Genomic DNA, 21293 nt, shown 5'->3' with positions numbered 1-21293 from the left:
TGCCGAAAGGTCGCAACGCCACCCCAGGTTTCCGGTCCCGACTTTTTACTGTGTATTTTTTATTTTTTATTTTTTACGATAGCCCTCCATGACTCATCTCCGCACCACTGCAAAACCCCTGCCCCTGCTCTTGTCCGCGCTGTTCCTGGCCGCCGGTTCGGCCCACGCCCAGCCGACGCAACAACTGGACCAAATCAACGTCAACGCCAGCAACGTTGGCGGCCAAGCGCTGATCGCCGGCGCCACCAAGACCGCCAGCACGCTGCTGGAAACGCCACAGTCGATCAGCCTCGTCACGCAAGAGAGCCTGCGCAAGCGCGCCGCCCTCAGCAGCAAGGACGCGCTCGACTATGTCAGCAGCGTCGTCGCCGGCCAGGGCGAGGGCCGCCGCGACGAGTTCTACATTCGCGGCTTCTACTCGCTGCGCGACACCAGCGTCGACGGCATGCGCGACGACAACCTGTACTTCCGCGACCTGGCCACCACCGAACAAATCGAGGTCGTCAAAGGCGCGGCGGCGGCGCTGTACGGACGCGGCTCGGCCGGCGGCCTGATCAACCGCGTCAGCAAGAAACCGAAGGCCGGCCAGGCCAACGAAATATCGGCCACGCTCGGTTCGGACCGCGAACGCCGCGTCAGCGTCGACGTCGGCGGCGCCCTCAACGACCAGGTCAACGCCCGCCTGATCGGCGTCTACGACAGCGGCGACAGCTACCGCGACGTGGTCGAACACAGCCGCAAACTGATCGCCCCCTCGGCCGCCATCAAGCTCGGCGCCGACACCAGCCTGCTGCTGCAGGCCGAAATCCAGCGCGAGCAGCGCACGCCCGACCGTGGCGTGCCGTCGCTCAACGGACGCCCGCTCAATGTGCCGGCCGGCACCTTCTACGGCGAGCGCTACGACTACACCGACACCAACAGCGAGATCGTCCGCGCCAGCCTGGACCACCGCATCAACCAGCAACTCAAGCTCAACAACACGCTGCAGTACAGCCACACCGACCTGTCCGGCGTCAACACGCGCAGCCGCCGCGTCAACGCCAACGGCACGCTGTCGCGCCAGATCACCTACTTCCCGCAGAACCAACGCAATCTGATCAACCAGACCGAGCTGACCTACGCGCTGGCCAACCACACCATCCTGGCCGGCGTGGAACTGGCGCAGCAAAAACGCGACGTGCGCACCGGCCAGACGGCGATCGCCTTCCCGGTCGACCTGTACGCGCCGCAACACGTGCTGGCCGCGCCGGACTTCAACAGCCTGCCCTTGTCGCTGGACAACAGCTTCACCGCCAAGACGGCCGCCCTGTACCTGCAAGACCAGATCAGCCTGGGCGCGCAGTGGAAGGCGCTGCTGGGCGTGCGCTTCGACCGCTTCCGCCAGGAACAAAACAACCATCTCAAAAAGAACGAGCTGAGCGAACGCAGCGACAACCTGGCCTCGCCCCGCGTGGGCCTGGTCTACCAGGCCGACGACAACCAGTCGCTGTACCTGAACCTGAGCCGCTCGCACCAGCCGGCCGGCGGCGACCTGCTGTACACCTCCAGCACGCCACTCAAGCAGGTCAAGCCGATGCAGACCGATCTGCAGGAGATCGGCTACAAGCGCGACTGGCTCAACAAACGCTTCTTCACCACCGTCGCCCTGTTCCGCATCGAACAACGCAACCAGCTGACGCTGGACCCGAGCGATCCGGCCGGCCTGCGCCAGCTGCAGGTGGGCAAGCAGCGCAACCAGGGCGTCGAGCTGGAACTGCAGGGCGCGCTGTGGCAGGGCGGACGCCTCAGCACCGCCTACACCTACAACGACGCGCGCATCGTCGCCTCGAACGACATCCCCAGCGGCAACCGCGCCGAGATGACCGCCCGCCACCGCGCCAGCCTGTGGCTGGACCAGTCGTTCTCGGACACCTACAGCGCCGGCCTTGGCGTGCTGGTCAACAGCGACCAGTTCGCCTTGTCCGACAACGCCGTGCGCCTTCCCGGCTATGCCCGCGTCGACGCGACCTTCAACTACCACCAGAAGGCCTACGACCTGCGCCTCAAGCTGAACAACCTCGGCAACGCGCATTTCCATGAATCGGCGATCAACAACGTGCAGATTCAACCGGGTGCGCCGCGCAACGTCAGCCTGACGCTGAGCAGCCGCTTCTAAGCCGCTCAGGTTCACACTTCACACCTCGGCCACCAAACCCAGCGCGGGCGCGGTGGCCAACCATGGCTGGCGGCGGACGGCTCCTCCCGCACCGTAGCGCCAGCCGCCGGCCGCCGGCCCGTATAATTGCGCAACCGCAGCTATTCGCCGGCAGCCAGCCCATTTGCACACCATGTCCAAGCAATCCAAACGCAGCAACGCCGACACCATCGCCACCAACAAGCTGATGAACAATCTCGACGGCCACCACAGCGTCTGGTTGTTCGGCTACGGCTCGCTGATCTACAAGGCCGACTTTCCCTACCTCGAACGGCGTCCGGCCAGCATCGCCGACTGGACGCGCCGCTTTTGGCAAGGCTCGCACGACCATCGCGGCACGCCGGAAGCGCCGGGCCGCGTCGTCACCATCATCCCCGAGGCCGGTGCCATTTGCCACGGCATGGCCTACCTGGTCACGCCGCAAGTGTTCGAACACCTCGACCACCGCGAGAAGAACGGCTACCTGCGCCTGAGCACCGCCATCCTGTTCGACGACGGCCGCAGCGTGCCGGGCCTGGTCTACATCGCCACAGAGGACAACACCGCCTTCCTCGGCGCCGCCTCCGAGCTGGAGATCGCGCGCCAGATCGCCCAATCCAGCGGCCCGAGCGGCCCCAACAGCGACTACCTGAACCACCTGGCCGCCGCCCTGCGCGAACTGGGCAAGAGCGACCCGCACGTGTTCGCCATCGAACAGCATCTGACCGAGCTGGGCAAGCAAATTCATCAGGATTCCTAAGCCCTCCCCTTCAAAACAAATCCATTTGTCCGGCCGAGCCCTCCTTGGCCTTTGAACCCAGCGGCGGGATCACCAGCGGCCGCCGGAACTGCGAGGTGTCCAGCCCCTTGAAGCGGTCGCCGCGCCCCGTCATACCGAGCCTGGCGACGGCGATCTGGAAACGCTGGCGTATCAACTCCGCCCACACGCCCTCGCCTTTCATCCGCGTGGAAAAATCGCTGTCGTAGTCCTTGCCGCCGCGCATTTCGCGCACGCGGTTCATGACCCGCTGCGCCCGGTCCGGAAAATGCGCCTGCAGCCACTGCTGGAACAGGGGGTTGACCTCCCACGGCAAACGCAGCACCACGTAATGGGCGTGGACGGCGCCTGCGTCGCGCGCCGCCTCCAGCAGGTGCTCGATCTCCGGTTCGGTGACGAAGGGAATGATGGGCGAGATGCTGACGCTGACCGGAATGCCGGCGTCCGTCAGCGTGCGGATGGTGCGCAGGCGCCGCGCCGGGGCCGCCGCGCGCGGCTCCAGCGTGCGCGCGATGGACGGCTCCAGCGTCGTCAAGGTGACGGCGGCGGCGGCCAGGCGCTTGGCGGCCATGGGCGCGAGAATGTCGATATCGCGCTCGACCAGCGCCGACTTGGTGATCAGCCCGACCGGATGCTCGCACTCCTGCAACACCTCCAGGATGCGGCGGGTCAGACGCAGCTCGCGCTCGCAGGGCTGGTAGGCGTCCGTGTTGACGCCCAGCGCGATCGACTCCGGCACGTAGGAGGCCTTGCCCAGCTCGCGCCGCAGCAGTTCCGGCGCGTTGACCTTGGCGAAGATCTTGCTCTCGAAGTCCAGCCCCGGCGACAGCCCCAGATAGCTGTGGGTCGGCCGCGCGTAGCAGTAGATGCAACCGTGCTCGCAACCGCGATAGGGGTTGAGCGACACGCCGAAGGGCAGATCCGGCGAGCTGTTGCGGCTGAGAATGGTCTTGGCCTGCTCGTCGGTGACCTGGGTCTTCCAGGCGCGCGGCTCCTCCTCCTCGCGCGGCCAGCCGTCGTCGTATTCCTCGCGGGCCTGCTTGTCGAAGCGGCCCTGCAGGTTGGATACGGCGCCGCGCCCCTTGCTCGCCTTGAGCGGCCGTGGCGGCAGCATCGCCTGCCCTTCTTGTTGTTCGTCATCCGGCATAGCCCACCCACCAATACTGTATATATACACAGTATTCTATGCCGGGCGAATCGGCTTATCAAGCTCAACCATGAAAAAATATCATCGTCCGAGCGCACATCCAGCCCCGCGCCTTGCGCTGAGACACTGTGGCGGCCGCCCGCTTGCTGGTATCATGCCAACAAATCCGGGGATCGACGATCCCCGCGCCTCGCCCAGTGCATTTCTGCGGCATGGCGGGCCCAGCGCCCCAGACCCACCCACAAATTTTTCAGGATGCCGCCCATGAGCGTGGCGGCGCCCCGATATTGACTATTCGCGAGCACACTATGAACAATTCGAGCACACCGGCTCTGCCCTCGTTCTGGCGCAGAATCCCCCTGGCCTTCGGCGCCTTCTTCAGCACCCTGTCCGACGCCGAATACGCCGCGCGCATCGTGCGCCTGGCCGACGCGCCGCTGACACCCACGCCGGCCGCCGCGCCGGTCGCCGCCGCGCCAGCTCCAACGCCGGCACCGGCGCCCGCCCCGGCTCCGGCACCAGCCCCGGCGCCGCTGCGCGACACCGCGCCGGACGCCGCCCTGCAGTTGCTGACCTTGTTCCAGCGCGAGGCCCGCCTGATCGACTTCACCCAGGAGAACCTGAGCGCCTACTCGGACGCCGACATCGGCGCCGCCGCGCGCGTGGTCCACGAGGGCTGCAGCAAGGTGCTGCGCGAGCACTTCACCATCGAGGCGGTGCGCAGCGAGGCCGAAGGCAGCCGCATCGTGCTGGAGGAAGGCTTCGACGCCGGCGCCGTGCGCCTGACCGGCAACGTGGTCGGCAAGGCGCCGTTCCGTGGCGCCTTGAGCCATCGCGGCTGGCGCGCCTCCAGCGTGCGCCTGCCCAAGCTGGCCGACGCGCACGACGCATCGGTACTGGCCCCGGCGGAGGTGGAATTATGAGCGAGCCACGCTACGCCATCGGCATCGACCTTGGCACCACCCACAGCGCCCTGTCCTACGTCGACCTGGGCGCCAGCGACGGCGAGAAGACCGCGCACGACGTGCTGGCCATTCCCCAGCTGACCGCGCCCGGCACCGTCGAGGGACCTGGCCCTGCTGCCGTCCTTCCTCTACCTGCCGCACGCCGAGGAACTGGCGCCCGGCGAACTGACCCTGCCCTGGCCGCAGAGCGAGGCGGAGCAAACCGCCGTGGCCGGCGAGATGGCGCGCAGCCGTGGCGCCACCACGCCGATCCGCCTGGTCTCGAGCGCCAAGAGCTGGCTGTGCCACGCCGGCGTCGACCGCCGCGCCGCCATCCTGCCCAACGACGCGCCGGAGGAAGTGAGCCGCGTCTCGCCGCTGGCCGCCTCGACGCGCTACCTGGCGCACCTGCGCCAGGCCTGGGACAACGCCCACCCCGAGGCGCCGTTCGCCGAGCAGGCCGTCACCGTGACCATTCCGGCGTCCTTCGATCCGGGCGCGCGCGAGCTGACCGCCGAGGCGGCCCGCGCCGCCGGCTACGAGTCGCTGACCCTGCTGGAGGAGCCGCAGGCGGCGCTGTACAGCTGGATCCAGGGCAGCGACGGCCGCTGGCGCAAGGAGGTCAAGCCGGGCGACATCATCCTGGTGGTCGACGTCGGCGGCGGCACCAGCGACTTCTCGCTGATCGCCGTGCTGGAACGCGACGGCGTGCTGGAACCGCACCGCGTCGCCGTGGGCGACCACATCCTGCTGGGCGGCGACAATATGGACCTGGCGCTGGCCCACCTGGTGGCGCGCAAGGTCGCCGCCGGCGGCAGCCAGCTCGACGCCTGGCAGATGCGCGCGCTGACCTACGGCTGCCGCTCGGCCAAGGAGGCCCTGCTGGCCGACGCCAGCGTCGACACCTGGCCCATCGTCGTGCCGAGCCGCGGCTCGAAACTGATCGGCGGCTCGATCCGCACCGAACTGACCCGCGACGAGGTCAGCACCTTCATCCTCGACGGCTTCTTCCCCGCCGTCGACGCCTCGGCGCGGCCGGCCGTGCGCACCCGCGCCGGCCTGACCCAGCTCGGCCTGCCCTACGCGCAGGACGCCGGCATCACGCGCCACCTGGCCGCCTTCCTGGCGCGCCAGCTGGGCGCCACCGCCGAGCTGGAAGGCTTCGCCGGGCGCGCCGCGCCGGACGCCACCTTCCTGCATCCGACCGCCGTGCTGTTCAACGGCGGCGTGTTCAAGTCGGCGCTGCTGGCCGAGCGCGTGATGGGCACCATCAACGACTGGCTGTACCTGGAAGGCGCCGAGCCGGCGCGCATGCTCGGCGGCGCCGACCTCGACCTGGCGGTGGCGCGCGGCGCGGCCTACTACAGCTACGTGCGGCGCGGCAGCGGCGTGCGCATTCGCGGCGGCACGGCGCGCTCCTACTACGTCGCGGTGGAGTCGGCCATGCCGGCCATCCCCGGCATGGAGCCGCCGATCCAGGCGCTGTGCGTGGCGCCGTTCGGCATGGAGGAAGGCGGCGAGATGGAACTGCCGGCGCAGGAGTTCGGCCTGGTGGTCGGCGAGCCGGTGCACTTCCGCTTCTTCGGCTCGTCGGTGCGGCGGCAGGACCAGATCGGCGACCTGCTCGACTTCTGGCAGGCCGACGAGCTAATCGAACTCAACGAGATCCAGGCCACGCTGTCGCCGGAGGGCCGCCAGTCGGGCGACGTGGTGCAGGTCAAGCTACATGCGCTGGCCACCGATTCCGGCACGCTGGAGCTGCTGGCGGTGGCCAAGGACGGCCAGCGCTGGAAGGTGGAGTTCGACGTGCGCGGCAGCGCCGCAGCGTAGGCATGGCGCACTACCTCGTCAGCATCGACCTGGGCACCACCAACACGGTGCTGGCCTACTCCGCGCCGGGCGCCAAGCCCGGCAAGGAGCAGATCAAGCTGTTCGAGATCGAGCAGCTGGTGGCGCCCGGCGAGGTGGCGGCCGGTTCGCTGCTGCCGTCGCTGCGCTACCACCCGGCGGCCGGCGAGCTGGCGCCCGGCGAGCTGCAACTGCCGTGGCGGCAGGACGACGTGGCCGGCCTCGAGCAGGTGGTCGTCGGCCAGGCGGCGCGCAAGCTGGGCGGCCAGGTGCCGGGCCGGCTGGTGGCCAGCGCCAAGAGCTGGCTGTCGCATCCCAACGTCGACCGGATGGCGCCGATTCTGCCGTGGGGCGCCGAGGCCGAGGTGGCGCGCGTCTCGCCGGTGGCGGCCAGCGCCAGTTATCTGGCGCACCTGCGCGCGGCGTGGAACACCCGCTTCCCGCAGCAGCCGCTGGAACAACAGCAGATCGTGTTAACCATTCCCGCCTCCTTCGACGAGGGCGCCCGCGCGCTGACGCTGGAGGCGGCGCGGCTGGCCGGCCTGCCGGCGCTGCGCCTGCTGGAGGAGCCGCAGGCGGCCTTCTACGACTGGCTGTTCCGCCACCGCGCCAAGCTGGCCGCCGAGCTGGCGCAGACCCGCCTGGTGCTGGTGTGCGACGTTGGCGGCGGCACCACCGACTTCAGCCTGATCAAGGTCGAGCTGGTGGACGGCGAACCGCGCATCAGCCGCATTGGCGTCGGCAACCACCTGATCCTCGGTGGCGACAATATGGACCTGGCCTTGGCCCACCTGGTCGAGGCGCGGCTGGCGGCCGGCGATCCGCAGGGCGGCGCACGCTTGTCGGCCAGCCGCCTGTCGCAGCTGACCGAGCGCTGCCGCGCCGCCAAGGAACAACTGCTGGCGGCCGACGCGCCGGACAAGGTCAACGTCACCCTGCTCGGCGCCGGCGCGCGCCTGATCGGCGCCAGCCGCTCGGCGGAACTGAGCCGCGACGAGGTCGAGCACTTGGTGGTGGACGGTTTCTTCCCGCAGGTGGACGTGTGGGAGCAGCCCAAACGGGGCCGTGGCGGCATCGTCGAGTTTGGCCTACCCTACGCCGCCGACGCGGCCATCACGCGCCACCTGGCGGCCTTCCTGCAGCAGCACGCCGGCGCCGCGCGCGAGGCGCTGGGCCTGCCGCCCGGCGCCGCGCCGGTGATCCCGGACACGCTGCTGCTCAACGGCGGCGTGTTCCGCGCCAACGCGCTGGCCAAGCGCCTGGAGGCCGTGCTGGCTACCTGGCGCGGCCAGCCGCTGCGCGTGCTCCACAACGACAACCCGGACGTCGCCGTGGCCCGTGGCGGCGTCGCCTACGCGCTGGGCCAGCTGGGCCGGGCGCCGACCATCGGTGGCGGTTCGGCGCGCAGCTACTTCCTGGTGCTCGACGAGGACGCGCGCGGCGACCAGCCGCGCCGCGCCATCTGCATCCTGCCGCGCGGCAGCGCCGAGGGCCGCGAGATCCTGCTGGCCGAGCGCAGCTTCGCGCTGCGTCTGGGCCGGCCGGTGCGCTTCTACCTGGTCTCATCGACCAGCCAGGCCGGCGCCGAGCCGCAATTGGGCGAGCTGGTCGACCTGAACCAGGGCGACTACCAGCGCCTGCCGACCATCGCCACCGTGCTGCGCGCCGACGGCGACAACACCCGCAAGGAGGTGCCGGTGCAGCTGGCCACGGCGCTCACCGAGGTCGGCACGCTGGAGGTGCATTGCGTCTCCACCGCCGAGGGCGGCGACAAGGCGCAGCGCTGGCTGCTGCAGTTCCAGCTGCGCGAGCACGGCGGCGACGCCGGCGCGGCCGGCCGGGGCGCCGGCGGCGGCCAAGCCGACGACGACAGCGAGCAGGCCAAGCTGCCGCCGCGCTTCGACGAGGCGCTGGAAAAGATCGACCGCATCTTCGGCGGCCGCGCCCAGCAGGTCGAGACGAAGGACGTGCGCCAGTTGCGCGTTCAGCTCGAAGGACTGCTCGGCAGCCGCGACCGCTGGGAAACGCCGATGCTGCGCCAGCTGTTCGACGCCCTACTGCAACGCGCCAAGGGCCGGCGCCGCTCGGCCGAACACGAGCGCGTTTGGCTCAACCTGGCCGGCTACTGCCTGCGCCCCGGCTTCGGCTACGCCCTAGACGAGTGGCGCATCGAACAGCTGTGGGCCTTGTTCGCACCGGGCGCCCAGCACCCCAAGGACAGCCAGGTGTGCGCCGAGTGGTGGACGCTGTGGCGCCGCGTTTGCGGCGGCCTGGACGCGACGGCGCAACTGCGCCTGCTCGACGACTTCGCCTTCAACGTGCAGGCCGACCTGCAGGAGCGGGCGCGCCGCCCGGTCACGCTGATCGGCGGCAGCGAGGACGACATGCTGCGCCTGGGCGCCTCGCTCGAACGCATCCCCGGCAACTACAAGGCCGAGATCGGCGCGTGGATGCTGAACCAGCTGGAGCAGGCCGCCGGACCCAAGGCGGACGCCGCTCAGGCCAAGTACCTGTGGGGCCTGGGCCGGGTCGGCGCGCGCCAGCCCTTCCACGGCAGCGCCCACGACGTGGCGCCGGTGGAAACGGTCGAGCAGTGGCTGGCCGCCATTCTGACGCTGGACTGGAAGAAGGTGGAGCCGGCCGGCTTCGCGGCGGCCCACCTGGCGCGCATGACGGGCGACCGCTCGCGCGACATCAACCCGCAGCTGCGCGCCGAGATCGTGCGGCGGCTGGGCGCGGCCGGCGCGCCGGCCAGTTGGTCGGCGATGGTCGGCGAGGTGGTGCAGCTCGACCAGCTGAGCGAAAAGCGCATGCTGGGCGAGGCGCTGCCGCCCGGGCTCAAGCTGATTTCCTAAACCGTCGCGCGCGGCGGCACGTAGCCCTGCTGCTGCGCGACGAATCCGTCGAAGGCGGCGATCAGCGGATCGTAGCGGTGCGGCGCGCCCTCCAACTGGGCCAGCGCGTAGCAGCTCGCCTCCAATGTCGACAACTGGTCCGGCAGATGCGCCTTGCGGATCAGGTAGTGCGACGGCGGCGTGTCGCGCAGCGGCAGGCGCGGCAGCTGCTGCAACAGCGGATTCAGATACAGCATCTTGCGGCTCTTGCGCCAAGTGCCGTCCAACACCACCAGACGCAGCCGCTGCGGCTCGCCCATCCACTGCGGCTCGAACGGCGGCGGCGCGGGGATGCCGAGCGAGCGCTCGTCGGCAGTATCAGGGTAGAGCAGCACGGCGCGGCGTCCGTCGCCCTGCAGCAGCGCGCGCAGGGCCGCCGGATCGAAGGCCTCGCCCACCACCATCGCGCTGCGCTCGAGGCACAGGTTCAGCAGGCGCGCGCTGCCCTTGGCGTTGGCCACCTCCAGCGGATGCTGCAACAGCAGCACGTCGACTTGGTTCGGCAGCGTCGTCACCCAGTGGCAGATGCAGGTTGGCTGCGGCCGTTGGCAGCGCGCGCAAAGAACGCGGCGGGCGCGTGGCGGGTGGTTGGATTCGGCGGCATGGGACATAGGCCGCCATTGTACCGCCGGCCTCGCTGCCGGCCTATCGGGCTGCCGGACTATTGGGCCACGGCGATCAGCTTGGTGGTGTCGAAGCCCAGCGCGGCGGCCTTGGCCAGCAGGCGCTGGCGCGTCGCCTCGTCCATCACCGGGCTGCGCGACAGCAGCCAGAAGTAGGAACGGTCCGGCCCGGAGACCAGCGAATAGCGGTAGTTGTCCTGGTCCAGGTCGAACACGATGTAGGAGGCGTAGAACGGGCCGAAGAAGGACACCTTGAGGTGGCCCTGGTCCTTGGCGCCGACGAAGTAGGCCTTGCCGACGGCCTCCTTCCACTTGCCGTTGGCGGCGTCGTAGCCACGGTTGACCACCTTCAGGCCGCCGTCCTCGCGCAGGCTGTATTCGGCGCTGACCTTGCTCAGCCTCTCGAAGGAGTGGTCCATGCGGGCGATTTCGTACCACTTGCCGAGATATTTATCGGCGTTGAAATTGCCGACCGGGTCAATGCCGTCCGGCTTGCCCACACACCCGCTGAACATCAACACAGCCAGTAACGGCAGCAGCCACTTCTTCATCGTCGCATCCTCGCGTGACGCGGCAAGGCGCCGCAGAATGCATTGTGACACGCCGGCCGCGAAGCCGTAGGCGCTGGCCTCACTCGGCGGCGGGCGGGGCGCCGAGCAGCTCGTCGAACTGGGCGATGGCGGCGGGCTTGAGCACCGCGCGCAACCACAGGTGCAGCGGCAGCTCGCCCCAGTTGGCGGCCTTGTCGGCCAAATAGGCGACCGGGCTATGCGGCTCGGTGCGGCGGAAGAAGTCGGCCACCTGGCGCAGCTGCGCCAGCGCCTGGGCGCGGCTGTGCAGCGGCCCGTCGAACCGTCCGGGGGCCGGCGCCCCGCCCTCGCCGGCCGTCGGTGCGGCGCCATGGACCGCGTCGGCCCTGGCGACCAGCGGCGCGATCGCGTGCAGCGCGCTGCGCAGGGCTTCGCGCGCCACGCTGAAGCCGGGGCCGTCGGCGCCCAGGCGCTGGTCCAACACGCGCTCCAGCTGCTCCAGCATGGCCATGCAAAACTCGGCGTCGGCCAACAGCTTGTCGTTGAAATCGGGCGAGTTGCGGCGGCGCTCCGCCTCCAGCTCGGCCAGGGTCAACTCGACGCTGGCGGGGGCGGCGACGCCCCAAGGCTGGCTGGAACCGGCCTCGCCGCCGGCAGAGCGCTGGCGCGCCCGTTCGAAATCGGCCAGGCCGAAGGGCTGGCCCTCGGTTAGCGGCATCTCGCGCACCAGCTGCGGCGTGCGCGACAGCAGCCAGCACAGGTTGCCGATGCGCTGCTCGTACTCGCCGTCGTCGGCGGCCGGATGCAGGCCGTCCCAGTATTGTTCGCACAGCCCGGCCAGCAGCGCGAAGCCGTCGCCCAGGCCACGGAAGTGGTGGGTCTTGGCGCGCGCCTCGGCCAGCCAGACCGCCAGCCGCAGGCTCCTTGCTCTTGGCGGCGATCAGCTTGGCGCAGCGGCTGGCCACCAGCGGCCAGTCGGCCTCCTTCAACGCCACCACCCACTCGCCCTGGTCCAGGCTGGGGTCGTCGTGCTGGCGCGCCCTGGCGATGTCGTCGACCTCGCTGCTGAAGGAGATGTCGTCGCCGCAGGCGTTGGCGACGCTGATGGGAACAAGCAGTTGGGCGATATTGAACATGACGATCCTCCGTGATAGTGAACTAGTGCCGCGCTACTCGATGGCGTAGGTGAACTGGTCCTTGTCGTCCACTCCAACGCGTATCCTGCGGGTCGGCGCGGCGTCGACCATGCGCGCCAGCAGCGCCTCGGCCAGCTGCGGCAGCAGGCTGCCGTTGAGGATGTGGTCGACGTTGCGGGCGCCGGAGTCGACCTCGGTGCAGCGCGCCAGCACCGCCTCCACCAGCGCCTCGTCGTAGCTGAACTCGGCCTGGTGGTTGGCCTGGATGCGCTGGCCGATGCGCTCGAGCTTGAGGGCGATGATCTGCGCCAGCACCGCGTCGACTATCGGGTAGTAGGGCACCACCTTCAGGCGGCCGAGGAAGGCCGGCTTGAAGTGCTTCATCAACTGCGGCCGCAACAGCTGCTCGAGCTCCTCGGCCGACGGCAGCTCGGCCTCCGGCTTGTTCAGGCAGGCCTGCATCAGCGCCGCCGAGCCGGCGTTGGAGGTGGCGATGATGATGGTGTTGCGGAAGTCCACCTCGCGGCCCTCGGCGTCCTCCAGCACGCCCTTGTCGAACACCTGGAAGAACAGCTCGGTCACGTCGGGGTGGGCCTTCTCGATCTCGTCGAGCAGCACCACGCTGTAGGGGTTGCGCCGCACCGCCTCGGTCAGCACGCCGCCCTCGCCGTAGCCGACGTAGCCGGGCGGCGAGCCCTTCAGGCCGGACACGCTGTGCGCCTCCTGGTATTCGCTCATGTTGATGGTGACCATCTTGCGCTCGCCGCCGTACAGCAGGTCGGCCAGCGCCAGCGCCGTCTCGGTCTTGCCGACGCCGGACGGGCCGACGAAGAGGAACACGCCCTTCGGCTTGTCCGGGTCGTCCAGGTTGGCGCGCGAGGTGCGCACCCGCTGCGCCACCGCCTCGATGGCGTGCGGCTGGCCCAGCACGCGCTGGCGCAGCGCGTCCTGCAGCTTGAGCACGCCGCGTATCTCGTCGCGCACCATCTTCCCCAGCGGGATGCCGGTCCAGCCGGAGACGATGGCGGCGACCACGTGGCCGTCCACCTCCAGCGGCAGCATCGGCGCGTCGCCCTGCAGCTGCACCAGCTCCTCGCGCAGCGCGCGCGCCGCCTGCGCCTCGCCGTCCTGCTGCAGCTGGGCGATCTCGGCGGCGATGGCCTTCTCGTGCTCCCAGCGCTCGGCGTGCAGGCCGTGCTCGCACCGGCATTCGTCGCGCGCCTGGCGCAGCTGCGGCAGGCGCCCATGGTGCGCATGGTGCGCATGGTGCCCATCGTGCCCATCGTGCGCTTGGTGCGCTTGGTACTCGCCGTGCGCGTCGTGCGCGTCGTGGCCGGCCGCGTCGGCGCCGAGCTCGACCTCCTCGCGCTCCAGCGCGGCGATCTCGGCGTCCAGCTGCGCCAGCTTGGCGGCGGCCGCCTCCAGCTGGGCCGGCGCCGCGCTCTGCCCCAGCGCCACCTTGGCGCAGGCCGTGTCGAGCACGCTGACCGCCTTGTCCGGCAGCTGGCGCCCGCTGATGTAGCGCTGCGACAGGCGCACCGCCTCGGTCACCGCCTCGTCGCGCACGCGGATCTTTGAAGTGGCGCTCCATCAGCGGCACCATGGCGCGCAGCATGGCGCAGGCCACCTGCGCCGACGGCTCCTCCACCTTGACCACCTGGAAGCGCCGCGCCAGCGCCGCGTCCTTCTCGAAGTACTTCTTGTACTCGCTCCAAGTGGTGGCGGCGATGGTGCGCAGCTCGCCGCGCGCCAGCGCCGGCTTGAGCAGGTTGGCGGCGTCGTTCTGGCCGGCCTGGCCGCCGGCGCCTATCATCGTGTGCGCCTCGTCGATGAACAGGACGATGGCGTGCGGGCTTTTCTTCACCTCGTCGATGACCTGCTTGAGGCGGCTCTCGAACTCGCCCTTGACGCTGGCGCCGGCCTGCAGCAGGCCCATGTCGAGCGTGTGGATCTGCACGCCCTGCAGCACCGCCGGCACTGCGCCGGCGGCGATGCGCAGCGCCAGCCCCTCGACCACGGCGGTCTTGCCGACGCCGGCCTCGCCGGTCAGGATGGGGTTGTTCTGGCGCCGCCGCATCAGGATGTCGATGGCCTGGCGGATCTCCGCCTCGCGGCCGATGACCGGATCGAGCCGGCCCTCCAGCGCCAGCCGGCTCAGGTTGCTGGTGAACTGGTCCAGCGCCGGCGTGCGGCTGGCACCGGGGACGAGCATCTCGCCGACCGCCTCGGCGTCCGGCGCGGCGGCCACCTTCTCCTCCTGCGAGCCGTGGGCGAACTTGTCGAGGTGGTGCTTGAGCTGGTCGAGCGGGAACTTGCCGAACAGGCGGGAGCCACGCTGCGCCAGCTGGGCCAGGTCCGGCTCGGTCAGCAGCGCCAGCAGCAGGTGGCCGCTGCGGATGTTGTCCGGCTGCGGCGTGGCCAGCGAGGCGATCAACCAGGCGTGCTCGAACAAGGTCGGCAGGTGTTTGGAGAACACCGGCGTGCGGCTGCTGCCGGTCTTGAAGCTGGCCACCTCGCGGCGCAGGTCTGCCTCCAGCGCGCCGGGGCTGATGTCGCACTTGCGGGCGATCTGCACGAAGTCGCAGTGCTCCTGCTCGAGCAGGGCGAGGAAGAGGTGTTCGATGTCGACCTCGTACTGCCCCAGGCCGACGCAGATGCTGGCGGCGCGCGTGGCGGCCAGCCGGGTGGTGTCGTTCAGCTTGCCGATCAGGGTCTTCAGATTGATGCTCATGCTGGTGCTCCGCCTGCGCTAGGGTTGGTCGGATGGCGCGGCCGCTGGCGGGCCGCGCGACGGCAGCGCGGCGCCGGGGCGCCGGCTTGCGCTCTTTCACAACAGGGATGTGGCGGGGACCGCGCGGCGCGGGCGGTGCGGCCGGACCGGCCGCGCCGCCGTCCCGCAGCTGCTCAGATCACGCGGTTGCTGGACAAGTCCCAGCCGCCGGAGGTGTTGCCGCCGGCGCCGCCGGTGATTTTTTGCTGGGTGTACTTCCAGCGCACCTTGGAGAATTTGAAGCCGACCTGCTCGGTCAGGATGTCGCCCTCGTCGACGCTGGGGGAGACCTCGCCGATCAGCACGTTCTCGATCTCGATCTCGAAGTACTTGACCCGCTCGCCCATGGCGTCGGCGCGCATGAACTCGAACTTGGCCTTGGGGATGGTGCGGCCGGCGGCGCAGGTCTGCAGCAGGATCGGCGAGGACAGGTCGGCCAGCTTGGCGATGACGATGTCGCGGTGCTCGCAGCGCTCGGCGGTGTGGCCGCCGCCGGTCGAGGCGGTGGCCGACTTGGGCTGCTCCACGCCCCAGCTGACCGATTTGCATTCGATCCAGTCCTTGTGGCGGTCGTCGGCCGACTCGCCCTTGATGCCGTCGATGAACAGGTAGACGTCGATTGCCATTGCGTGCTCCTCATGTTGGGTTCGATGGGACTTCAGGTGTTGGTCGTCTTCGGCAGCTCCGCGACCAGTCGGAGGGAAACGGACAGCTCGTCGAGCTGGAAGTGCGGCCGCAGGAAGGACACGGCGCGGTACACGCCGGGCCGGCCGGCCACCTCGTGCACCTGCACCGAGGCCTCGCGCAGCGGGAACTGGGCCTTCTGCTCCTGGCTGGCGTTGTCGTCCAACAGCACGTACTTCATCAGCCAGCGGTTGAGGAAGTCCTCGACGTTGGCGGCGGCGGTGAAGCTGCCCACCTTGTCGCGCATCATCGCCTTCATGTAGTGGGCGATGCGCGAGACGGCGAAGATGTACTGCAGCTGCGACGACAGCACGGCGTTGGCGTTGGCCGCGTCGGTGTTGTACTTCTTGGCCTTCTGCGCCGACTGCGCGCCGAAGAAGGCGGCGTAGGCGGTGTTCTTGCAGTGCACCAGCGAGATGAAACCGAGGTCGCTGAGCTCCTTCTCGCGGCGGTCGGTGATGGCCACCTCGGTCGGGCACTTCAGCGCCACCTCGCCCTCGTCGGTCTTGAAGGTGTGGGTGGGCAGGTCGTCGACCAGGCCGCCGCCCTCCACGCCGCGGATCGCCGCGCACCAGCCGTAGTCGTCGAAGGCCTTGGTCAGCTTGGCGCCGAAGGCGTAGGCGGCGTTGCACCACAGGTATTTGTGGTGGTCGCTGCCGTCCACCTCCTCGACGAAGTTGAAGCCCTCGACGGTGGTGCCGTCGACCGGATTGAACGGCAGGCGGCCGAGGAAGCGCGGCAGCGTCAGGCCGACGTAGCGCGCGTCCTCGGACTCGCGGAAGGCCTTCCACTTGGTGTACTCGACGGTGTCGAACACCTTCGACAGGTCGCGCGGCTTGCCCAGGTCGCCGTAGCTCTCCAGGCCGAACAGCTCGGGCGCGGCGGCGCTGACGAAGGGCGCGTGCGCGGCCGCCGCCACGTGCGACATCTGCTCGACGAAATAGATGTCCTCGGGCTGGCGCGAGATCTCGAAGTCGCCCAGCAGCGCCGCGTAGGGCGCGCCGCCGAAGGTGCCGAACTCCTCCTCGTAGACCTTCTTGAACATGCTGCTCTGGTCGAACTCCAGCGCGCTCTGGAAGTCCTTCACCAGCTCGCGCTTGGTGGCGTTGAGCATGCGGATCTTCAGGCCCGGGCCGGTGGCCGAGTTGCGCACCAGGTAGTGCAGGCCGGTCCAGCTCTGCTCGAGCTTCTGGAAGGCCGGCGCGTGCATGATGGCGCTCAGTTGGCTCGAGATCAGGCCGTCCAACTCGGCGACGCGCGCGTCCAGCGTCGCCGACAGGTTGTGCGACACCACCACCGTGCCCTGCAGCACCTGGCTGACCAGCTCGGAGATGAGGTGCCTTGGCGCGCGCGTGCTCGACGCTGGACTTGGCGATCTTGCTTTGCTCGACGATCTGGTCGAGCAGGTTGGCCGGCGCCGCTTCCGCCGTGGCGGCGGCGGCCGCCGCCTGCGCTGGGTTCAATTGGGCGGACATGTCATTCCTCCTGCGCCGGCGGGTTGGATTTCAGCTGGGCCAGCTGCTCGGTGTTGTTGAGCACGTCGGTGAGGATGTCCTCCAGCTTGTCGTTGCCGGCCAGCTTGTTGCGCAGGTCGGCCAGCTTGGTGCGCGCCTCGAGCAGCTTGGACAGCGGCGCCACCTGGCGCACCACCGACTCGGGGCGGAAGTCGTCCATGGCGCGGAAGTGCAGGTCGACGGCGAACTCGCCGCCCTCCCCGCTGAGCTGGTTGGGCACCAGGAAGCGCGCCGCCGGCGCCACGCCGCCCAGCACCTCGTCGAAGTTGTCGCTGTCGATGTTGACGAACTTGCGCTCCTTCAGGCGCTTCTGCTCCACGTCCGGGTTGGCGCCGAAGTCGCCCACCACGCCGACCACGAAGGGCAGCTCCTTGTTCTCCATCGCGTCGCCGATCTCCACGTCATAGGTCATCTGCACCCGTGGCGGACGCACCTTGGTCAGGCGCTTTTGCACACTGTCTCCGTTTGCCATAGCTACTCCATCAAGAAAGGACGGGGAAGGCGCTCACTTGAGGGCGCCGAAGGGATCGCTGCTGTTGGACTGGTTGGAGGGCTTGGCCGAATGCGCCGGCGCCGGCGCGGCGCCGGCCGGCCGCTTCGCCGGCGCGGCGGCGCGGCGCGGCGCGGCGGCCGACGGCACCAGCACGTCCTCGCCCAGGCTCGAGCGCAGCAGCTTGGCCAGGCCCTGCGCCTCCGAGCGCAGCGAGCCGTTCAGGTTGTTCTGTTGGCTCAGGTCGGCCAGCGCCTTGGTCGACAGGCGCAGGCCGCTGACGGCGACGATGCTGTTGCCCAGCTTGTCGTTGGGATCGCGCTGCAGCGCCTCGAGCGCGTGCATGATGGCCTCGCCGTAGCTGGCGCGGTCGAACTTGAGCTGGGCCAGGTGCAGCCACGGCGTCTTGTCGGCGGGATAGGTGGTGGCGGCGCTTTTCAGAATGCTCTGCGCGCGCTCGCCCTGGCCGGCGGCGACGGCGTTGTCGGCGTCGGCCAGGGCGCGCTCCAGCGTCGAGGCGGACAGCTTGTCGCTGCGGGTCTGCTCGCCGTCCGTCGCGCAGGCGGACAGCAGCAGCGCGCAGGCGAGGCAGGGGAGGATGGCGGATGGCTTCATTGTGGGCTGCTCCTTGGTCTACATGGATGGTTCGAGCTCGGACGGCTGGAGGCCATTATTGGAGCAAGCCCGGCGGCGCCGGTTGCGCTGTCTCAAGGGACGAGGCCGCTACCCCGCGGACGTTGCCTATCATCAACACTTGCAAGCCGGTAGACAGCGGCCATCGGCGCCCGGCTTGAGGCGGAGCAAGGCCGGCCCCGCCGCGCCGGCTTTTAATGCAGGGATCGCCTGGAGAAAACATGAAGCGCGCCCTCCCCCCCCTGATCGTCGCGGCCGGCCTGTCGGCCCTGGCCGGTTGCGCCGCCGCCGGCGGCACGCTGGCCAGCGCCGCGCTGGAGATGGTCGGCATCCGCCGCCCGCCCGAGCTGCCCGAGGCGCAGAAGCCGCCGCGCAAGGTGGCCATCCGCCTGCACGCCGGCGCCAACCTGAACGCCGACGCCGACGGCCGTCCGCTGGCCCTGGTGGCGCGCATCTACAAGCTGCGCCAGGGCGCCGCCTTCGAGCGCATCGCCTACCAGGGCTTCCTCAACGCCCACACCGAGCGCGAGCTGCTGGGCAACGACCTGCTCGAGGTCAAGGAGGTGCTGCTGATCCCAGGCCAGCGCTACGAGGTGGTCGAGCAGGTCACGCGCGAGGCCCAGGTGATCGGCCTGGTGGCGCTGTTCCGCGCCCCGGCCGAGCAGCGCTGGCGCCTGGCCTTCGCCGCCAGCGAGGCCGAACAGTCCGGCATCACCGTCGGCATGCACGCCTGCGCGCTGAGCATGGGCGCCGGCGCGCCACCACTGGCCGGCGCCGCCGGCAAGCCGCTGGCGGCGGTGCGCTGCCGCTGAGCGAAAGTTCATTCCAAGGAGGGAGCATGAGCAATCCGTTGAAAGTATTGTGGGGCGCCGCCGATTACTTGCGTGCTCAACAATTCCAGCAGCAGGGCCTGTACCACGAGTCGCGCCTGCGCCAGACCGCCCACGCGCTAAACCCGTTCCTGTGGGGCGTGCAGCGGGTGGAGTGGAATCTGGACTCGCTCGCGGCCAACAAGCTGGAGGCGACGGCGCTGTCGGCGTTTTTCCGCAGCGGCGACTTCGCCGACGCGCCGAACAGCGAGCCCTTGCCGCCGCCGATCGATCTGGCCGCCCTGCCCTCGGAGGTGCAGGAGATCACCTACCACGCCGCCCTGCCGATGCTCAACATCGACGGCGACAACGTCGCCGTGGCGGGCCAGCACCACGGCGGCGCGCGCTTCAGCCAAGTGGGACGGGCCACCTCGGACTTGTTCACCGAGGGCGAGGTCGAGCAAATCCGCTACCTGAGGAAAACCATGCGCTTGGTGTCCGACCGCGAGCCGCTCGGCGCCTACGACAGCTTTCCGATCATCAAGCTGCGCCGCACGGTGACGGGCGGCTTCGAGCTGGACCCAAGCTTCGTCCCGCCCAGCGTGGCGGTGCACAGCGCGCCCCAATTGGCGGCGCAACTGAAACAACTGATGGAAGCGCTGCAAGCCAAGGTCAACGCGCTGCTGGGAAACATGCGCGAACCGAGCCGCAACGTGATCGAGTTCCGTTCCGGCGACGTCTCCTCGTTCTGGCTGTTGCATACCGCCAGCACCGCCGCCGCCACCTTGACGCACTACATGCACAACCCGGAGCTGCATCCCGAGCGCCTGTTCGAAGCGCTGCTGGGGTTGGCGGGCGCCCTGATGACCTACTCCAAGAGCTACACGCTGAGCGACCTGCCCAAGTACCAGCACAACGATCTCGGCCGCTGCTTTGGACAGCTGGACACGATCATCCGCGAGCTGCTCACCACGGTGATCTCCACCAAATGCTTTTCCATCGCGCTGGAGGAAACCAAGCCCTACTACTACGGCGGCAGGCTCGACTCCGGCAAGATCGACCACACCACCACGCTCTACCTGGCCGTCAGCGCCGCGCTGCCCGCGCTCGAGCTGGTCGATACGGTGCCCCGACACATCAAGTTGGGCGGACCGGACGACCTCGAAAGATGCGTGTTGTCGTCCCTGTCGGGCATCAAGCTGGTGCACGCGGCGCGCGTGCCGGCCGCCATCCCCGTGCAGCCGGACACCTACTACTTCGCGCTCGACAACAAGGGCGTGCTCTATGAACAGATGTTGAAGGCACAGGCGATCTCGCTCTATATTCCGGACGGCATCGACGACCTACAAATCGAACTGATCGCGGTGACCGCATGACTTCCCATACCGAACGGCGCACCAACCCCACCTTGCTGGGCGGCCAGCGCCGGCAGACCCGCGACACGCGCCTGGACAGCGGCCACCCGCCAACGCTGGTTGACCTGATGCACGAAGGCTTCTACGCGCTGTTCCTGGTGCTGAACGGCGCCACCGCGCTCTCCGACTCTGAAGGCGATGGCGATGCCGACGCCGACGCCGCCCCCAGCAGCAAGGCGCTTGCCGCCGACGGCGCGGCCAGCGTCGCCGAGCGGGCCGCCAAGCGCGCCTCGGCAATACGGGTCGGGGCGCGCAAGTCGCGCAAGCGCAGCCCCTTCGTACACAATATCGTCTCCTTCCTGGCCGACTTCGACCGCGAGGCGCGCAAGCTACAGATTCCCGGCGAGGATATCGACGCCGCCAAATTCGCCTTCTGTGCGACCTTCGACGAGTTCATGCTGAACTCCAGCGTCAGCCTGCGCGAGGCGTGCGAGAGCCAGCCACTGCAATTGAAAGTGTTCCGCGATCAACATGCTGGCGAATACTTCTTCGAACAGCTGGAGACGCTGCGCAGCAAGGGCGGCATGCGCCTGCAGGCGCTGCAGGTATTCCACATGTGCCTGTTGCTGGGATTCCACGGCCGCTTTACGGAAGACACCATCGACAAGCTCGCCTACATCACCGCCCGCGTGGGCGACGAGATCGTCCACATCAAGGGCAAGAGTCGCGGCTTCGCGCCGCAGGCCGAGCGGCCCGACCAGATCGTCAACAAGCTGCGCAGCGACTTGCCGCTGTGGGCCTTGTCGGCGGTGTTCGCGTTGATTGGATTGGGCGCCTACGCCGGCCTGGAGTCCTCGCTGAGGCACTCGACGCAAGACAGCCTGGCGGGGTATACGGATCTGGTCAAGCTGGCGCCGCCGCCGGCGAATGTGACGATTACCTTGCCTTGATTTCGATTCTCGATG

Annotated in this window: 14 protein-coding genes and 4 pseudogenes; 8 read left to right on the top strand and 10 right to left on the bottom strand. The window is 69.2% G+C overall.

Annotated elements, in window-relative coordinates:
* Positions 1–88 precede the first annotated feature (88 nt).
* Together QC826_RS07705 and QC826_RS07700 are read left to right on the top strand one after the other, a co-directional pair.
* Positions 89–2155 carry a TonB-dependent siderophore receptor gene (locus QC826_RS07705; protein WP_279765065.1) on the top strand — a complete coding sequence of 689 codons (2067 nt, stop codon included), beginning with the start codon at positions 89–91 and terminating at the stop codon, positions 2153–2155.
* 172 nt (positions 2156–2327) lie between these two features.
* On the top strand, positions 2328–2933 hold the full coding sequence (locus QC826_RS07700; protein ID WP_279765064.1) for a gamma-glutamylcyclotransferase: 606 nt from the start codon (positions 2328–2330) through the stop codon (positions 2931–2933).
* 10 nt (positions 2934–2943) lie between these two features.
* Here the strand turns inward: QC826_RS07700 and QC826_RS07695 are convergent, their stop codons facing one another.
* Positions 2944–4098, bottom strand: a complete 1155-nt coding sequence (locus QC826_RS07695) for a PA0069 family radical SAM protein (RefSeq protein ID WP_279765063.1) — start codon at positions 4096–4098, stop codon at positions 2944–2946.
* A 308-nt stretch (positions 4099–4406) separates the two neighbouring features.
* Between QC826_RS07695 and QC826_RS07690 the strand changes: the two genes are divergently transcribed.
* The 3 genes and pseudogenes from QC826_RS07690 to QC826_RS07680 all read left to right on the top strand — a co-directional run bounded on the left by QC826_RS07690 (position 4407) and on the right by QC826_RS07680 (position 9745).
* Positions 4407–5021, top strand: coding sequence for a DUF2760 domain-containing protein (locus tag QC826_RS07690; protein WP_279765062.1), 615 nt, complete (start codon positions 4407–4409; stop codon positions 5019–5021).
* A pseudogene (locus QC826_RS07685) lies at positions 5018–6872 on the top strand (Hsp70 family protein). Before QC826_RS07690 ends, QC826_RS07685 begins: the two are co-directional and overlap by 4 nt.
* A gap of 2 nt (positions 6873–6874) precedes the next feature.
* Positions 6875–9745, top strand: a complete 2871-nt coding sequence (locus QC826_RS07680; protein ID WP_279765061.1) for an Hsp70 family protein — start codon at positions 6875–6877, stop codon at positions 9743–9745.
* Here the strand turns inward: QC826_RS07680 and QC826_RS07675 are convergent.
* The 9 genes and pseudogenes from QC826_RS07675 to QC826_RS07640 all read right to left on the bottom strand — a co-directional run bounded on the left by QC826_RS07675 (position 9742) and on the right by QC826_RS07640 (position 18146).
* Positions 9742–10395, bottom strand: a complete 654-nt coding sequence (locus QC826_RS07675) for a tRNA-uridine aminocarboxypropyltransferase (protein ID WP_279765060.1) — start codon at positions 10393–10395, stop codon at positions 9742–9744. The two genes, QC826_RS07680 and QC826_RS07675, sit on opposite strands and share 4 nt — an antisense overlap.
* 50 nt (positions 10396–10445) lie before the next feature.
* On the bottom strand, positions 10446–10958 hold the full coding sequence (locus QC826_RS07670; protein WP_279765059.1) for a lipocalin family protein: 513 nt from the start codon (positions 10956–10958) through the stop codon (positions 10446–10448).
* Positions 10959–11037: 79 nt separating this feature from the next.
* Positions 11038–11838, bottom strand: coding sequence for a type VI secretion system protein TssA (gene tssA, locus QC826_RS07665; protein ID WP_313872872.1), 801 nt, complete (start codon positions 11836–11838; stop codon positions 11038–11040).
* A gap of 91 nt (positions 11839–11929) precedes the next feature.
* Positions 11930–12073: pseudogene (locus QC826_RS31205) on the bottom strand (type VI secretion system protein TssA); the annotation flags it as partial.
* Between the two features lie 33 nt (positions 12074–12106).
* Positions 12107–14804: pseudogene (gene tssH, locus QC826_RS07660) on the bottom strand (type VI secretion system ATPase TssH).
* 173 nt (positions 14805–14977) lie between these two features.
* Complete coding sequence (locus QC826_RS07655) at positions 14978–15469, bottom strand: Hcp family type VI secretion system effector (protein WP_093389501.1); 492 nt, start codon at positions 15467–15469, stop codon at positions 14978–14980.
* Positions 15470–15501: 32 nt separating this feature from the next.
* Positions 15502–17002, bottom strand: a pseudogene (tssC, locus tag QC826_RS07650) (type VI secretion system contractile sheath large subunit).
* A gap of 1 nt (position 17003) precedes the next feature.
* The gene (tssB, locus tag QC826_RS07645) at positions 17004–17513 is read right to left on the bottom strand and encodes a type VI secretion system contractile sheath small subunit (RefSeq protein ID WP_093389499.1); all 510 of its coding nucleotides are present in this window, start codon (positions 17511–17513) and stop codon (positions 17004–17006) included.
* Between the two features lie 33 nt (positions 17514–17546).
* The gene (locus QC826_RS07640; RefSeq protein WP_279765058.1) at positions 17547–18146 is read right to left on the bottom strand and encodes a tetratricopeptide repeat protein; all 600 of its coding nucleotides are present in this window, start codon (positions 18144–18146) and stop codon (positions 17547–17549) included.
* A gap of 239 nt (positions 18147–18385) precedes the next feature.
* Between QC826_RS07640 and tssJ the strand changes: the two genes are divergently transcribed.
* From tssJ to QC826_RS07625, 3 genes are read left to right on the top strand one after another with little or no spacing between them, the layout of a single operon-like run.
* Entirely contained in the window at positions 18386–18976 is a 591-nt protein-coding gene (gene tssJ, locus QC826_RS07635; protein WP_279765057.1) for a type VI secretion system lipoprotein TssJ, read from the top strand.
* A 26-nt stretch (positions 18977–19002) separates the two neighbouring features.
* Entirely contained in the window at positions 19003–20349 is a 1347-nt protein-coding gene (gene tssK, locus QC826_RS07630) for a type VI secretion system baseplate subunit TssK (protein ID WP_279765056.1), read from the top strand.
* Positions 20346–21278 (top strand): DotU family type IV/VI secretion system protein, encoded by a 933-nt coding sequence (locus QC826_RS07625; protein ID WP_279765055.1) that lies wholly within the window; start codon positions 20346–20348, stop codon positions 21276–21278. The genes tssK and QC826_RS07625 overlap by 4 nt, the downstream gene beginning before the upstream one ends.
* The last annotated feature ends 15 nt before the right edge of the window (positions 21279–21293 follow it).

The organism is Rugamonas sp. DEMB1 (assembly GCF_029834475.1).
GTDB classification, from domain to species: Bacteria; Pseudomonadota; Gammaproteobacteria; order Burkholderiales; family Burkholderiaceae_D; genus Rugamonas; species Rugamonas rubra.
Note: the sequence above shows the minus strand (reverse complement) of the source record. Positions and strands in the feature narration are given on the sequence as shown.